The sequence below is a fragment of the Butyrivibrio sp. MC2021 genome, from assembly GCF_000621605.1.
GTDB lineage: Bacteria > Bacillota > Clostridia > Lachnospirales > Lachnospiraceae > Butyrivibrio.
In genome coordinates, this window is the sequence record NZ_JHXX01000001.1 from 188,769 (window position 1) to 203,696 (window position 14,928).

Sequence of the window (14,928 nt, forward strand, 5' to 3'; positions counted from 1 at the left end):
ATGAAGAAAATTTTGATTATTGATGACTCTGCACTTATGAGAACTGTACTCAGTGATATTATTAATGCAGATTCAAGATTTCAGGTAGTAGATAAGGCTAAAGACGGTGTTGAAGGACTTGAACTTCTCAAGAAAAACTCTTACGACGCCGTTGTTCTCGACATTAACATGCCGAGAATGGATGGAATCACAATGCTCAAGGAGCTTCAGAAGCTCAAGATCAAAGCCAAGATCATGATGGCCAGCACCGATACCAAAGAAGGTGCCAAGGTTACCATGGATGCCCTTGATCTGGGAGCCCTGGATTTCGTTCATAAGCCGGATAGAGCTTCAGAGTGCAGGGGAGAGGACTTTGCTAAGACCTTTATTAACACTCTGGCAGCCGTAGCCGATTCCAAAGCACCTGTTTCAGTTAAGAGCTTCTCCATCGATGATGCCAAGGAAGCCAAGAAGGTGGTTGAACTTGTCAGCAAGTCAGCCAGCAAGATAACAGGTAACAGAATCGTAGCAGTGGCAAGCTCTACGGGAGGACCAAGAGCTCTTCAGTCAGTAATACCGAAACTTCCTAAAAATCTGAAGACTCCGGTTGTACTTGTTCAGCATATGCCGGAAGGCTTTACCGCATCTCTTGCAGAGAGACTTGATTCCCTTTCAGAGATCAAGGTAAAGGAGGCAGCTGAAGGAGATATCCTGCAGCCGGGTACAGTATACATCTCCAGGGGCGGCAAACACATGCATATAGTGAAAAGCGGGGGAAAGAGCACAATTCACTACATGGATGGCCCAACCAGAGAAGGCGTCAGGCCTTGTGCTAACTTCATGTATGAATCTCTCATGGAATCGGATTATGACGAGATCTGCTGTGTAGTTTTGACAGGCATGGGAGCTGACGGAACCGAAGGAATTAAAAATCTGAAGACTAAGAAAAAAGTACATGTAATCGGTCAGGAAGAGAGTACCTGCACCGTTTACGGAATGCCCAAAGCAGTTGCAACAGCCGGACTTGTTGATCAGGTTGTAAAACTCGACGACATTGCCCGGGAAATAATTATGAATGTCGGCGTGTCTTGAGGGATTTCATTACTTTTTAATTATTCTTTAACAGACTTTTCCTAAATTCCTCTATATGAAATGCCGATATTTAGTACAAAAGTATGCGATAATATATGTGTGCTTTTGTACTTTACTTTTTCTTATGGAGGTATATAGGTTATGGATGTTTCCCAGTATCTAAGTGTCTTTCTTGATGAAGCTAAGGAACACCTGCAGTCATTGAATGACAACATTATGACTTTGGAGCAGGACCCTGAAAACGAGGACTGCATTAATGAGATTTTTAGATCTGCACACTCTATGAAAGGTATGGCCGGAACCATGGGCTATACAAGAATGCAGAATTTAACTCATGATATGGAGGATGTTTTCTCCGATGTTCGTGCGGGCAAGATCAAGATCAAATCTGCAGATATCGACGTTCTTTTGCAGTGCCTTGATGCTATCCAGGGATATGTTGACAATATCACTGAGAACCAGGACGAGGGTACTGATGAACACCAGAATATCATAAAATCTCTTGCTGATATCAGAAACGGCGTAGGCGGCGGTGATGCCGCTTCTGTAGCTGCGCCTGCAGCAGAGAGTTCTGCACCGGCAGAGGGTGGAGGATCAGGGAGTCCTGCTCCCGGAGCTGACGGTACATCTGATTACAGGGCAATTCGCCTTGATTCATCTGTAAAATCCACATTGGAAGAAGCAAAGAGCCAGGGTAAGAAAATCTATGGCGTTACAGTTCATATTCAGGAATCCTGCATCCTTAAGGCTGCAAGAGGTTTCCTGGTATTCAAGGGCCTTGAAGAGATCGGCGAGATAGCTGTATCTGACCCTTCAACTCAGGATATTGAGGACGAAAAGTTTGAATTTTCTTTCTCCCTTATCCTTATTACCGATGAGGCAAAAGAGAAGGTTGAAGAGATTGTAAAGGCTGTTTCTGAGGTTGAAGGCTGTGATATCGGTGACTTCGATCCCAGCGGAGCAAAATCTGCAGAAGAAAAGGATGAGGCTCCTGCACCTGCAGCAGCTGCAGCTCCGGCTCCCGCAGCATCTGCTCCTGCACCTGCGGCAGCTCCCGCAGCAAATACACCTGCACCTGCAGCCGGCGGTGGCGGCGGAGCAGGCGGCAAGAAGCCTGTGGGCAAGCCTGTTGTTAACAGAACAGTCCGTGTGGATATTGAGAAGCTGGATGTTCTCATGAACCTTGTATCCGAGCTTATCATTGCCAAGAACTCACTTATTTCCGCAGCAAACACATCCGGTGTAAGTAACGGAAATGTTAATGAACAGATAGAGTATCTTGAGAGCGTAACCACCAACCTTCATGAATCAGTCATGAAAGTTCGAATGGTTCCTATCGAGAGCGTGCTTCAGAAATTCCCTCGTATGATCAGAGACCTTAATAAGACTCTGAACAAGAAGATGGAACTGACCATGACCGGTGAAGAGACTGAAATGGACCGTACCGTGGTTGATGAGATCGGTGATCCTCTGATGCACCTTATCAGAAACAGTGCCGACCATGGTATCGAGTCAGCAGAGCTTCGTGCACAGCGAGGCAAGCCCGAAGTAGGACAGATCTTCCTGCATGCTTATCAGGACGGTAACAGCGTTGTTATCGAGGTTGGTGATGACGGTAACGGTATCGACGCAGAGGCTGTTAAGAACAAAGCTATTGAAAAGGGTGTTGTATCCCCTGAGCAGGCAGCACTTCTTACAGAGAAACAGTGCGTAGAGCTGTTGTTCCATCCCGGATTCTCAACTGCCAAAGTAGTATCCGAAATTTCCGGTCGAGGCGTTGGTCTTGACGTTGTTAAATCAAAAGTAGAATCATTGTCCGGTGAAGTAACCGTAAAGACAAAGCTTGGTGAAGGTTCAACCTGGGTTATCAGACTTCCTCTTACCCTTGCTATTATCCAGGCTCTCATGGTTGTTATCGGCAATGAGAAATATGCGATTCCTCTGGATTCAATTCAGAGTATTGAGGATATCAATCCCGCAGATCTTAAGCTTGTTGAGAACAAAGAGGTTATCAACCTCCGTGGAAGCGTTCTTCCTCTCATCAGACTTAATGAGGTGCTTGACACTGAGTCCACAAGATCACCTGATGAGGACATGGTTGTTGTTATCGCAAGAAAAGGCGATCAGCTGGCAGGCCTTGTTATTGATGAACTTATGGGACAGCAGGAAATCGTTATCAAGCCTCTTGGCAAGTATACAAATAAGTGCAAACTTATCAGCGGCGCTACAATTCTCGGTGATGGCGAGATTGCTCTTATTCTTGATACCAATTCAATTTTCTGATGAAACCTTTTGATACATTTTTAGAAACAGGGAAAAGGAGAAATCGTTATGAATGAACTTAGAGATACCACTGATGTAGGAGAACTTATTCAGTATATCGTAATAAAGATCGATGAAGAACAATACGGTATCAATATCAAATTTATTGATAATATCGTTAGAATGCAGCAGATCACCCGTGTTCCCAAGGTAGATGATTACCTTAAGGGAGTTATCAATATCCGAGGCGAGATCGTTCCCGTTATGAGTGTGCGCATGAAGATGGGCCTTGCTGAGGAAGAGATCACAGGAAAATCCAGAATCATCATTTTGAAGACTTCTGAAGGGGATCTTGTTGGTATTATCGTAGACCAGGTTAACCAGGTTCTTACTCTTGGTGCCAACAATATTGAGAAGGTTCGCTATGATGACAAGAAGAATAAATCATCAGCTACTTTTGTCAGCGGCGTAGGCCACTATGACGGAGGACTTGTATCTATTCTTGATCTTGATGCTGTAGTAGCAGAAAAGGATGCAAAAGAGAAGGCAGCAAACGCAAGCTGATCGGAGGTATGAAACATGGGTGAAATGAGTCTGGACAGTTTATCCAGCCAGTACTTTGATGTACTGAAGGAGCTGGGTAATATTGGTGCCGGTAATGCTACAACAGCCCTTGCACAGATGATCGGAACAAAGGTTGATATGTCTGTGCCTCAGGTAAGACTCCTTGATTTCAAGGATGTCGGAGATCTGATGGGCGGTGCTGAGAAAATAATGGCAGGTATTTACCTTGCTGTTGAAGGAGATATTGACGGAAGTATTATGTTCCTTTTGGGAAAGCAGGCTGCAAGACATCTTGTAGACAAGCTTATGGGAACAGGAAGTAAGCCTGAAGATGCTGATTTTGACGAAGTTGAGATGTCAGCACTTAAGGAAGTCGGTAATATTATTACCGGTTCTTACCTTAATTCACTTTCTATGATGACCAACCTTAAACTTGTTCCGTCTATTCCTTATGTGGCCATTGATATGGCTGCGGCTATCCTGTCTGTACCGGCTATCCAGTTCGGTATGATGGGCGATAAGATTCTTCTTATCGAGACACAATTTTTTGATGAACTAAAGCTCTCCGGTTACTTTATCCTGTTACCTGATGTGGATGGCTATACAAAGATTCTCTCTTCACTGGGAATGGGAGATATTTCGATTTAACGAAGGGGCATTTTATGAGTCAAATAATTAAGGTTGGAATGGCCGATCTGAATATTTGCGTAAGCCCTGACGGAATAACTACGCTGGGCCTCGGCTCCTGCGTGGGAATAGCCATAAGGGATCCTGTAACCAAGATTGGCGGATTGGCACATGTAATGTTGCCTGACTCCACTGAGATAAAGAACAATTCCAATATTCCTAAGTTTGCTGACACCGGTATTGAAGAGCTGGTAAAACAGATCGTTGCTAAAGGGGCCTCCAGATCCAGGCTTGTTGCCAAGATTGCAGGGGGCGCCCAGATGTTTGCATTCCAGTCCAACAATAACACTATGCGTGTGGGCGATAGAAATGTTGCGGCTTCTTTGAAAAAACTTAAGGAGCTTAATATCCCTGTTCTTGCTCAGGATACAGGTGATTCGTATGGAAGAACGGTCATTTTTTATCCGGAAAACGGTAATTATGTAATTAGGGCTGTAGGAAAGCCTGAGAAGACTATATGAGTACGGATATTGAAAACTCTGAAAAAAATGAAAATCTTGAGAAGTTTGATAACATTGAAGCTATCAAACAGATCAATACCAAACTGATCACACCACTGATAGTGCTTTCAGCTACGTCGGTCATCGCGATTTTTACGTACTTTAAGCGCTATCCGGTGGGGGATTGGTTTATTATTGTTTTCGCATCTGTTGTCATTTTTCTTATTATTGGCTCCATTACAGAGAAAATGATAACCAGATTTTTGGAAATCAATTATGAAAAGGCCATGGCTGAAAAGGCGGAAGCAGAGCGTATTGCTGAGGAAGCAAGGGCTGCCATGGAAGCTGAAGCGGGAGACGGTACCCAGGTTTCTGAAAACCAGGATTTCCCGGCAGATAATATATTCTAAGAATTTGGGGTTATGACGCATGGATGAAGCGGGAAAGAATAAATTATGGGAAGATTACCATAAGAATAAGTCCCAGGAACTGAGAGAGCAGCTCATTTTGGAGTATGCTCCTTTAGTCAAGCTGGTTGCCGGAAGACTCAGCATGTACCTCGGATTTAACGTGGAATATGATGACCTTGTGGGCTATGGCATATTTGGTCTTATCGATGCCATCGACAAGTTCGATCTTATGAAGGACGTTAAGTTTGAGACCTATGCAAGCCTTCGTATTAGAGGCGCCATTCTTGACCAGATAAGGAAAATGGACTGGATTCCCAGAACCATAAGGCAGAGACAGAAAAAGATCGATGCCGCCATCAGGGAAATCGAAAGAGACAAGGGACATGTGGCTACAGATGCTGAAATCGCCGCAAAGATGGAGATTTCAGAGGATGAATACGCCAACTGGCAGAGCCAGATGAAAGTCACCGGTGTTGTTTCTTTGAATGAATTCATGGATCAGGGAGCTGATATTCCTGAGGATGCCAATAACAGAAGTGCAGGTTTTGTAAAACCTGAGGAAGCCATTGAAAAAGAAGAGCTCAAAAAAATGCTGGCACAATCCCTTGAGCTTTTAACTGATAAAGAAAAGAAGGTTATTCTTTTGTACTATTATGAGGAGCTTACACTTAAGGAAATAAGTGAAGTACTGGAGGTTTCTGAATCCAGAGTATCCCAACTTCATACAAAAGCTCTTCACAAAATGCGAGAAAAACTAGGAGCTTATCTTGGAATACTGACTAACTCCAGATAAATAACAAAGGGGTAAAGCTATGAACGGTTATTTTCAGCTTGTGATCACTCCAAAAGGTACAGGAATAAGGGTTTATGCTCCCACAGACGGAGATGAACCCTTACATGTTAATGATGTAAGAGATTATTTAGAAGATCGCAAAATTCAATATGATACTGTTGTTGTAAATGATGCTGTGACAAAAGCGGACGGAGAGGTTGTTATCTTAACCGAAGCGCAGATCCTGCCGGAGCGCGAAGGTGTAAAATTTGACGTTTCCAAGGACCGTATGACTGTCACGGCCTTTTTTTATCCTCCATCAGAGGGCGCAGAGCTCATGGAGGAAAAAGAGGTTCTGGGAAGCCTTGCCTACAGAAAGATCACCTATGGCATTCAGACAGAGGCAATCCATGACTTTTTTGTCAACAGGCATTATTGTAAAGAGATAGTTGTAGCCCAGGGTAAGCCGGTAAAAGAAGGTAAAAACGGCTATGTGGAGCTGCATTTTAACAAGAGTCTAAGGCCCAGGCCCACACTTCGCGAAGATGGAAGTGTCGACTACTTTAATCTCAATATCATCAATAACGTCGAAGAGGGACAGCTCCTTGCCACCTATCATCCGGAGGTTCCCGGAGAACCCGGAACCAATGTTTATGGCGAAACAATAAAGGCTGCGGTAGTAAAACCATCCATGATCAAATTCGGTAAGAATACGACGCTTTCTGAGGATAAGCTGACGCTGACCGCTGCAAAATCAGGGCATGTCACTGTAAAAGACGGAAAAGTAACCGTTTCTGATGTGCTTGTAGTTGAAAATGTTGACGTTTCAACAGGAAATATTGATTATGAGGGAAGCGTTGAGGTGAAAGGCGTTGTGGCTTCCAATTTTTCCGTAAAAGCAGGCAGTAACGTGCTTGTAAAAGGTATAGTGGAAGGTGCCACCATTGAGGCCGGAAATGACGTTATCCTGGAGTGCGGAGCCAAAGCCGGAGGAAATATCAAAGCCGGAGGAAATATAATCTCTAAATTCATAGAAAATGCCAACGTAACAGCCAAGGGCGGTATCACAAGCGAATGTATCCTTCATTCAACGGTTATTTCCGGAACAGAGATAAATGTTACTGGAAAAAGAGGATTTATTGCCGGCGGAAAGGTTATAGCCGCTGACAGGATCGAAGCCAAGATCCTGGGTTCGGAAATGGGTACCAATACAGTTGTTGAAGTTGGCGCGGATCCTCAGGTGAAGCTTCGTCTTAAGGAAATACAGAAATCCATGGCTGAAGCCGGAAAGCAGATAGAATCCATGAAGCCTACTATCGACGGATTTGCCAAGCTTCTGAAAGCGGGAGCCAAGCTCACTCCTGATCAGATAGCCAATGTAAAGAAGCTCATGGAACTGGATAAGATGCTTAAGGCAAAAATGCAGACAGAAAGTGACGAATATGCTGAACTGATGGAGAAACTGTCAGAGCAGAAGGAGGCAATGGTTCTTGTGGAAAGCATTGCTTATCCTGGACTTACGGTCAATATCGGGGAACTTTCAATGATCGTTAAGAAGCCTGTTCAGCATAGCAGATTTGTTGTTGATAAAGGGGATGTACGTTTGGCGCCTTTTTGATATAATGAAGGTGACAAAAGCTTGATTTATGTGTATGGGGATGCGCTAAACTTTTGTCATATCAGGTATGAACGGCAATGAGAGGAGGTAGTCATGTCTATTAATAGAATTGACTTCGGTGTAATTGCTGCCTCGAGTGAAGTGTCCACTATCAAGGCTGCAGAGGATGCAAGACCGCTTATCAATCAGCAGAATTTTCAGGCACAGTTCAATGAAGAAGTTGACAATCAGAGGAATCAGGTTAATCAGAAGGATGACGTTGGCCAGGGGGAGCTCCATTCCGATGCTCAGGAAAAGGGAAGCAACGAATACATGGGCGACGGTGGCCAGAATCGCAGAGGTTCCAGAGGCGAAGATAAGAACGCAATTTTAGAGAAACAGCTCTCTGTAGAAAAAATGGAGAAGATTTCCAGCGGAATGCTGGATCGCCACGGAAAACCTGTTGATCTTAGTATTTCATCCGGATTTGATTTAAAGATTTAAATTAACTATAATATAATTAATTAACTGTGTTTGTTGGGATATTGGGCGGAGATATGATAAGCATTACTGAGATTGTTCTTATTGTCGCTGGTTTTGCGGCAATTATAATTGGCTATATTCTTCCTGCGGGTAAGGACCTGGATGAAGAAGATAAGCTGCTCATGGAGAGGGAGATCCGTGAGCTTGTTCGTCGTGAAGTAGAAGACCAGAAAGAAACCATAGAAAACATGGTTGATGATACGGTTGACAACTCACTTGACAGAACAGAACGTGCCATGGAGCGCATTTCTAATGAAAAAATGTCTGCAATCGGGGAATATTCCGATACTGTCATAAATGATATCCACAAAAATCATGATGAAGTAATGTTTATGTACGATATGCTTAATGATAAGCATAAGAATCTCACCTCAGTAGTCACTGAGGTTACTAAGCGTGCCGATGAAGCCAAGCAGGCTGTTCTTGATGCTGAAGCCACAGCCAGAGATGCAAGGCAGGAGGCTGACGCTTTCAGAGCAGCAAGAGAAGAAAATGTAAGAGCGATTTTCCTTGATACCGAGGAAGACAAACTCAGCGGTATCCATATTCCATATAAAGAAAAACCTGAATCAGGTCTTCAGAGACTTGCCAAGGCCCAGACCATGGCTATGGAACAGGCACCTGTTCCCGGACCGGAACCTATTTCAGCACCTGCTGATGTTCCTACAAGTATTCCTGCTTCTACAGAGCCGGCGGCAAGAGTGGCAAGACCCGAAACCAAGCCTGTTCCCGCAGCTATTGAGAGCGGCTACGTTGATGAGAGTAATCTTAAGGAGCTTAAGGAGCTCAGTCAGATAAGAGCGGAGGTTATTTCAGCGGAGAAAGCCAGCAATCTTCATGTTATTGGCAATACCTCCATGGAGGTTGTCACACCTCAGCAGTCCAAGGTTGTTTCCATCAATGATGCAGCCAGGATCCCGGCCAGAAGGGACAATCCCGACAAGAATATGCAGGAGCTTACCGCCAATGATCCTATTTCACAGAACAGACAGATCATTGAGATGCATAAAGCCGGTAAGTCCAATATGGTCATTGCCAGAGAGCTTGGTCTTGGAATAGGCGAGGTCAAACTTGTAATAGATCTTTCAAATAAACACAGAAAGGTAAAGTAATTAAATGAAACTCAAGTATTACCTTCGCGGAATGGGTATAGGAATTATCCTGACTGCGATTGTTATGGGCTTCGCGCTTGGGGGCAGGAAAAAGACCATCAGTGATGCTGAAGTTATCGAAAGAGCCAAAGCACTGGGAATGGTTGAAGCTTCAAGCGGTGTTCTTTCTCAATATGCAGAAGGAGGAGAACAGAACGATGAAAATAATACGACTACATCCGATACGTCACTGGATCAAACAGGAGAAGAAGTATCTGAAGAAGTCAACCAAGGGATCTCTTCGACAGATCAATCAGTTTCGGACCTTTTTGAAAAAACGCCGGAAGGAGAGAATCAGGAGGGAGAAGATAGCGAATCTGTTGGCCAGACTGATGAACAAACAGTCGAAACAATAAATGACAGTGCTACAGCAACATCAGCTACTCCTGAGACTGCTTCAGACAATACTGATTCTACCGAGGAAGTAGCATCTGCCGATCAGGACAATACAGAAGAGACAGGTAATGCTGATATATCAGAGATAACAGAAAATGATACACCGGTATCCACCGGCACTTTCAGAACCAGCGAAACCAAAACCATCAATATCCCTGGCGGACTTAGCAGCGATTCAGTTGCAGCCATTCTTTATAAAGAAGGTCTGGTTGATAATGCCACCAATTTTAATCGCTATCTGATAGAGCGCAACATGGACAGATACATCAGAAGCGGCACCAAGACTATTCCTGCCGGAGCTGATTACGAGCAGATCGCCAATATCATATGTAAATCTTAAAAGCGACTTTTCTATATAATATGTTGAAAGGTCGCTTTTATAATCTAAAAAATCCCCTTGAAATATAATAAACTCTATGCTATAGTAAAAAAGCTGTGGACTTATGGGATTATTATGCCCTGAGGAAACGGCGGAAACAAATAAACACGTGCGTTCAGACTCATTCCGGTGTCGGGATAACCGATCAGTTTGAGGGTCTTGCAATCAGGATGACGCGCCGGGTTGCTTAAAAAGGCTGCGAGGGCACGGAAGATCAAACCAAATGGAGGTAATATCATGAGCGTTGTATCAATGAAACAGTTACTTGAGGCAGGTGTACACTTCGGACACCAGACAAGAAGATGGAACCCTAAAATGGCTCCTTACATCTTCACAGAGAGAAACGGAATCCACATCATCGACCTTCAGAAGTCAGTTGTTAAGGTTGACGAGGCTTACAAGGCAGTATTCGAGATTGCACAGCAGGGTGGAACAATCCTTTTCGTTGGAACAAAGAAGCAGGCTCAGGACGCAGTTAAGACTGAGGCAGAGCGTTGCGGAATGTACTATGTAAATGAGAGATGGCTTGGCGGTATGCTTACAAACTTCAAGACCATCCAGTCAAGAATCGCAAGAATGAAGACTATCGAGAAGATGCAGGAAGACGGAACATTCGATGTTCTTCCTAAGAAGGAAGTAGCTCAGCTTAAGAAGGAGCTTTCTAAGCTTCAGGCTAACCTTGGCGGAATCAGAGATATGAAGAGAATCCCTGACGCTATCTTCGTAGTAGACCCTAAGAAAGAAAGAATCTGCATCCAGGAAGCAGAGTCTCTTGGAATCACACTTATCGGTATCGGCGATACAAACTGTGATCCTGAAGAGCTTGATTTCATCATCCCTGGTAACGATGATGCTATCAGAGCAGTAAAGCTTATCGTTGGTAAGATGGCTGACGCTGTTATCGAGGCTAATCAGGGTGCTGAGGCTGATACAGCAGCTGGCTATGTTGCAGCTGACGCTGAGACAGAGGCTTCTGATATCGAGGAAGTTGTAGCAGCTGAGTAATCAGATTTTGCGAAAATAATATAAAACATAATGATGCCGGAACAGACTGTCCGGCATCAAGAATATATGGAGGAAAAATAAATGGCTATCACAGCAGCAATGGTTAAAGAGTTACGTGAGTCTACCGGCGCAGGTATGATGGAGTGCAAAAAGGCTCTTACAGAGACTAACGGAGATATGGATGCAGCAGTTGAATACCTTAGAAAGAACGGTATCATGAAGGCTGAGAAGAAGGCTAGCAGAATCGCAGCTGAGGGTCTTACAAGAGTTGCTGTTAAGGATGACAAGACTGCAGCAGTTGTTGAGGTTAACTCAGAGACTGACTTTGTTGCTCAGAACGACAAGTTCCAGGCATTCGTAGAGGCAGTTGCTACTCAGGCTGTTAATTCTGATTCAGCTGATCTTGAGTCATTCATGGCTGAGAAGTGGAACCTTGACGAGTCTAAGTCTGTAAATGATGCTCTTGTAGAGATCACAGCAGTTATCTCTGAGAAGCTTTCAATCAGACGTTTCGAGAAGGTTGTTGCTTCTAACGGTATCGTAGTTCCTTACGTACACGGCGGCGGCAAGATCTCTGTTATCGTAGAGGCTGAGACAGACGTAGTTAACGATGCAGTTAAGGAAGCTGTAAAGAACGTTGCTATGCAGGTTGCAGCTCTTAATCCTAAGTATGTTGCTACTGAGGAAGTATCTCAGGAGTACAGAGATCATGAGAAGGAGATCCTTCTTGCTCAGGCTATGAAGGAGAACGAGGAGCTTCCTGAAGGAAAGAGAAAACCTCAGGAGATCATCGAGAAGATGCTTATCGGTCGTCTTAACAAGGAGCTTAAGGAAATCTGCCTTAACGAGCAGGTTTACGTAAAGGCTGAGGACGGAAAGCAGACTGTTGGCCAGTACGTAGCACAGGTTGCTAAGGCTAACAACGCTAACTTCAAGATCAAGAGATTCGTTCGTTTCGAGACCGGTGAGGGTATCGAGAAGAAGAACGAGAACTTCGCTGAGGAAGTTGCTAAGCAGGCAGCTGGCCTTAACTAATCTCTGATATATATTTGAAACTTATGAGAATCGGATTTTCGTTATCACGAAAGTCCGGTTCTTTTTTTACTTGTCCGGAGTAACTGGAATACTGAATTTCGTTAGTATATAAGCGGATTTTGTGTGTTTAAATTTGTATTGAAATGACATATAATTGTAAAGTATGTTTGCGTATGAAATTGAAAAGGTTGGGTGACCAATATTGAATCAGAAAGTTACAATCAAAGGTACTAAGTCTGGAATTATTCTTGTCCTGGATCCGGAATATTCATTTGAACAATTAGAGGATGATATAGCCAAGAAGTTTAAGGAAGCTGCTTCTTTTTTCGGCAAGAGCAGCATGGGACTTATCATTCGCGGAAGAAAATTAAGTGATGATGAGCAGGATGCTGTTGTAGATATTATCGAGAACAATTCAGATCTTACCATTTCCTGCATTATCAATGAAGAGGATGAGATTGATAAATATATTGTAGAAGCCATGGCCAAAAGAACTGCCGGAAAATCAGATGAACAGGCAGGAGAGGATGACAGCGATCTTGTACAGATTGATCCATCCAATGCAAGGATATTTAAGGGGAACCTCAGATCAGGCCAGGATATTTCATGTAAGGAGAGTGTAGTTGTACTGGGAGATGTTAAGCCCGGTGCCAGCGTCACATCCTACGGCAGCATTTATATTCTTGGTGAACTTAGAGGTAATGCATTTGCGGGAGCTGGCGGAGACAGAGACTGCGTTGTAATGGCATTGAAACTCAGCCCTTTGCAGGTCAGAATCGCAGATGCAATTGCTATTTCACCGGATGCCGAGAAGGGCCCCAAGCTCAGACTTCGCCGCAAAAAGCTTATGAGCAGCGAGGAAGAGCCTGAAGTAGCTTATATAGAAAACGGTCACATCATTAAGACCGCTTACGGACATCAGTTTTTAAGATCTTTTTATAAGATTTAAGATTTAAGATTATAATTTGGAGGAAAAATATGGGAGAAGTTATTGTAATCACATCCGGAAAGGGCGGAGTTGGTAAGACAACAACCACTGCCAATCTGGGCACAGGACTTGCGAAACTCAACAAAAAGGTTGTCCTTATTGATACAGATATAGGACTTAGAAACCTGGACGTAGTAATGGGACTGGAGAACAGAATCGTCTATACTCTTGTAGACGTTATCGAGAAAAACTGCAAGCTTAAGCAGGCACTTATCAGGGATAAGAAGTATGAATCACTTTTCCTTTTACCTGCAGCTCAGACAAGGGACAAGACTGCTGTTACTCCTGAACAGATGAAGGAGCTTACAAGTGAGCTCAAGAAAGAATTCGACTATATTCTTCTTGACTGCCCCGCAGGTATTGAGCAGGGCTTTAAGAATGCCATCGCAGGCGCTGATAGAGCACTGGTTGTTACTACACCTGAGGTTTCAGCTGTTCGTGATGCGGACAGAATCATCGGCCTTCTTGAGGCTAATGAGATCAAGAAAACACATCTCATTGTAAACAGACTGCGCCCTGATATGGTTAAAAGAGGAGATATGATGTCTGCAGAGGATGTTATCGATATCCTTGCTGTTGATCTCATTGGCCAGGTTCCTGATGATGAGAACATTGTTGTTGCAACTAATAATGGTGAGCCTCTTGTGGGTGATAACTCACTTGCAGGTCAGGCTTATATGAACATCTGCAGACGTGTTATCGGAGAATCCATTCCTTTTCTTGATCTTGAAGCCAGAAAAGGTCTGTTTTCCTGGTTCAGGAAGAAATAAGGGAGGACTTTGTGATGAAATTATCTGATTTTTTCAAAAAGAAATCTTCAAGTGATATTGCCAAAGACCGCCTTAAGCTTGTTCTTGTCTCTGACAGAGCATCCTGTTCTCCTGAGATAATGCAGAAAATCAGAAGCGATATCATAGAAGTTTTATCAAAATATGCTGAGATTGATATGGATGGCATAGATATCAACATCACCCAGATGGATAGTGAAGATAACGGTGGCAAATCTGCACCTGCTCTTTACGCCAATATCCCTATCAAGAATATTAATCACAATATTAAGTAATTATTTACTGAAAATAATTCAATATAAGACTCCAAAGACTATACAAAAAGTAATAATGTGTGATAATATTAAATAGCATAAAATCTTTTTATATGGGAGTTTTTTGTTATGAGTAGTGAAGATGAGAAGTATGAGAAATTAAAACTGGGCAATCAGCTCTGTTTTCCGCTGTATGCCTGCGCCAAAGAGATTATCAGAAAGTATAAGCCATATCTTGATAAGATCGATCTGACTTATACCCAGTACATCACTATGATGGTTCTTTGGGAAATGAAGACAGTCAATGTAAAGACACTTGGGGAATGCCTTTATCTTGACTCCGGTACTCTGACACCGGTTCTTAAAAAGCTGGAATCAAAGGGCTATATCACAAGGGTTCGCTCAAGTGAGGACGAACGAAATCTTGTGGTTACCATCACAGATGAAGGCGAAAATTTAAAAGATATGGCTATTGATATTCCTTCCGAGATGGGGGCATGTGTCAACCTCGGAAAAGAAGAGGGAAAGATGCTATATGATCTTTTATACAAGATTATTGGAAATATTAGATAAACTTTTCAATTAG

The 14,928-nt window shown here is 43.4% G+C and carries 17 protein-coding genes; all 17 read left to right on the forward strand.

Translation table 11 applies throughout. From position 1 onward, the window contains the following. The 17 genes from T359_RS0100740 (at nucleotide 1) to T359_RS0100820 (ending at nucleotide 14,915) form a co-directional block, all read left to right on the forward strand. Nucleotides 1-1,071 (forward strand): protein-glutamate methylesterase/protein-glutamine glutaminase, encoded by a 1,071-nt coding sequence (locus tag T359_RS0100740; protein ID WP_081795288.1) that lies wholly within the window; start codon nucleotides 1-3, stop codon nucleotides 1,069-1,071. Between the two features lie 141 nt (nucleotides 1,072-1,212). Then, entirely contained in the window at nucleotides 1,213-3,354 is a 2,142-nt protein-coding gene (locus tag T359_RS0100745) for a chemotaxis protein CheA (protein WP_026515804.1), read from the forward strand. 48 nt (nucleotides 3,355-3,402) lie between these two features. Beyond that, the gene (locus tag T359_RS0100750; RefSeq protein WP_026515805.1) at nucleotides 3,403-3,897 is read left to right on the forward strand and encodes a chemotaxis protein CheW; all 495 of its coding nucleotides are present in this window, start codon (nucleotides 3,403-3,405) and stop codon (nucleotides 3,895-3,897) included. A gap of 15 nt (nucleotides 3,898-3,912) precedes the next feature. After that, entirely contained in the window at nucleotides 3,913-4,545 is a 633-nt protein-coding gene (locus T359_RS0100755; RefSeq protein WP_026515806.1) for a chemotaxis protein CheC, read from the forward strand. 14 nt (nucleotides 4,546-4,559) lie between these two features. Further along, nucleotides 4,560-5,045 (forward strand): chemotaxis protein CheD, encoded by a 486-nt coding sequence (locus T359_RS0100760; RefSeq protein WP_026515807.1) that lies wholly within the window; start codon nucleotides 4,560-4,562, stop codon nucleotides 5,043-5,045. Further along, nucleotides 5,042-5,434: a hypothetical protein gene (locus T359_RS0100765; protein ID WP_026515808.1), complete on the forward strand. Its 393-nt coding sequence runs from the start codon at nucleotides 5,042-5,044 to the stop codon at nucleotides 5,432-5,434. The genes T359_RS0100760 and T359_RS0100765 overlap by 4 nt, the downstream gene beginning before the upstream one ends. 19 nt (nucleotides 5,435-5,453) lie before the next feature. Continuing rightward, nucleotides 5,454-6,227 (forward strand): FliA/WhiG family RNA polymerase sigma factor, encoded by a 774-nt coding sequence (locus T359_RS0100770; protein ID WP_026515809.1) that lies wholly within the window; start codon nucleotides 5,454-5,456, stop codon nucleotides 6,225-6,227. A gap of 19 nt (nucleotides 6,228-6,246) precedes the next feature. After that, nucleotides 6,247-7,824 (forward strand): DUF342 domain-containing protein, encoded by a 1,578-nt coding sequence (locus T359_RS0100775; RefSeq protein WP_026515810.1) that lies wholly within the window; start codon nucleotides 6,247-6,249, stop codon nucleotides 7,822-7,824. A gap of 93 nt (nucleotides 7,825-7,917) precedes the next feature. Beyond that, on the forward strand, nucleotides 7,918-8,307 hold the full coding sequence (locus T359_RS0100780; RefSeq protein WP_026515811.1) for a hypothetical protein: 390 nt from the start codon (nucleotides 7,918-7,920) through the stop codon (nucleotides 8,305-8,307). A 53-nt stretch (nucleotides 8,308-8,360) separates the two neighbouring features. Beyond that, nucleotides 8,361-9,458, forward strand: a complete 1,098-nt coding sequence (locus T359_RS0100785; RefSeq protein ID WP_026515812.1) for a DUF6115 domain-containing protein — start codon at nucleotides 8,361-8,363, stop codon at nucleotides 9,456-9,458. A 4-nt stretch (nucleotides 9,459-9,462) separates the two neighbouring features. After that, nucleotides 9,463-10,233: a hypothetical protein gene (locus T359_RS0100790; protein WP_026515813.1), complete on the forward strand. Its 771-nt coding sequence runs from the start codon at nucleotides 9,463-9,465 to the stop codon at nucleotides 10,231-10,233. A gap of 276 nt (nucleotides 10,234-10,509) precedes the next feature. Then, nucleotides 10,510-11,277, forward strand: coding sequence for a 30S ribosomal protein S2 (rpsB, locus tag T359_RS0100795; RefSeq protein ID WP_026515814.1), 768 nt, complete (start codon nucleotides 10,510-10,512; stop codon nucleotides 11,275-11,277). Between the two features lie 81 nt (nucleotides 11,278-11,358). Next, on the forward strand, nucleotides 11,359-12,312 hold the full coding sequence (gene tsf / locus T359_RS0100800) for a translation elongation factor Ts (protein ID WP_026515815.1): 954 nt from the start codon (nucleotides 11,359-11,361) through the stop codon (nucleotides 12,310-12,312). A 202-nt stretch (nucleotides 12,313-12,514) separates the two neighbouring features. Next, a complete protein-coding gene (gene minC, locus T359_RS18875) occupies nucleotides 12,515-13,261 on the forward strand; it encodes a septum site-determining protein MinC (RefSeq protein WP_051544838.1) in 747 nt (248 codons plus the stop codon). Between the two features lie 29 nt (nucleotides 13,262-13,290). Then, complete coding sequence (minD, locus tag T359_RS0100810; protein ID WP_026515816.1) at nucleotides 13,291-14,070, forward strand: septum site-determining protein MinD; 780 nt, start codon at nucleotides 13,291-13,293, stop codon at nucleotides 14,068-14,070. A 14-nt stretch (nucleotides 14,071-14,084) separates the two neighbouring features. Beyond that, nucleotides 14,085-14,363 carry a cell division topological specificity factor MinE gene (minE, locus tag T359_RS0100815; protein ID WP_026515817.1) on the forward strand — a complete coding sequence of 93 codons (279 nt, stop codon included), beginning with the start codon at nucleotides 14,085-14,087 and terminating at the stop codon, nucleotides 14,361-14,363. Between the two features lie 108 nt (nucleotides 14,364-14,471). Continuing rightward, nucleotides 14,472-14,915, forward strand: a complete 444-nt coding sequence (locus T359_RS0100820; RefSeq protein ID WP_026515818.1) for a MarR family winged helix-turn-helix transcriptional regulator — start codon at nucleotides 14,472-14,474, stop codon at nucleotides 14,913-14,915. The last annotated feature ends 13 nt before the right edge of the window (nucleotides 14,916-14,928 follow it).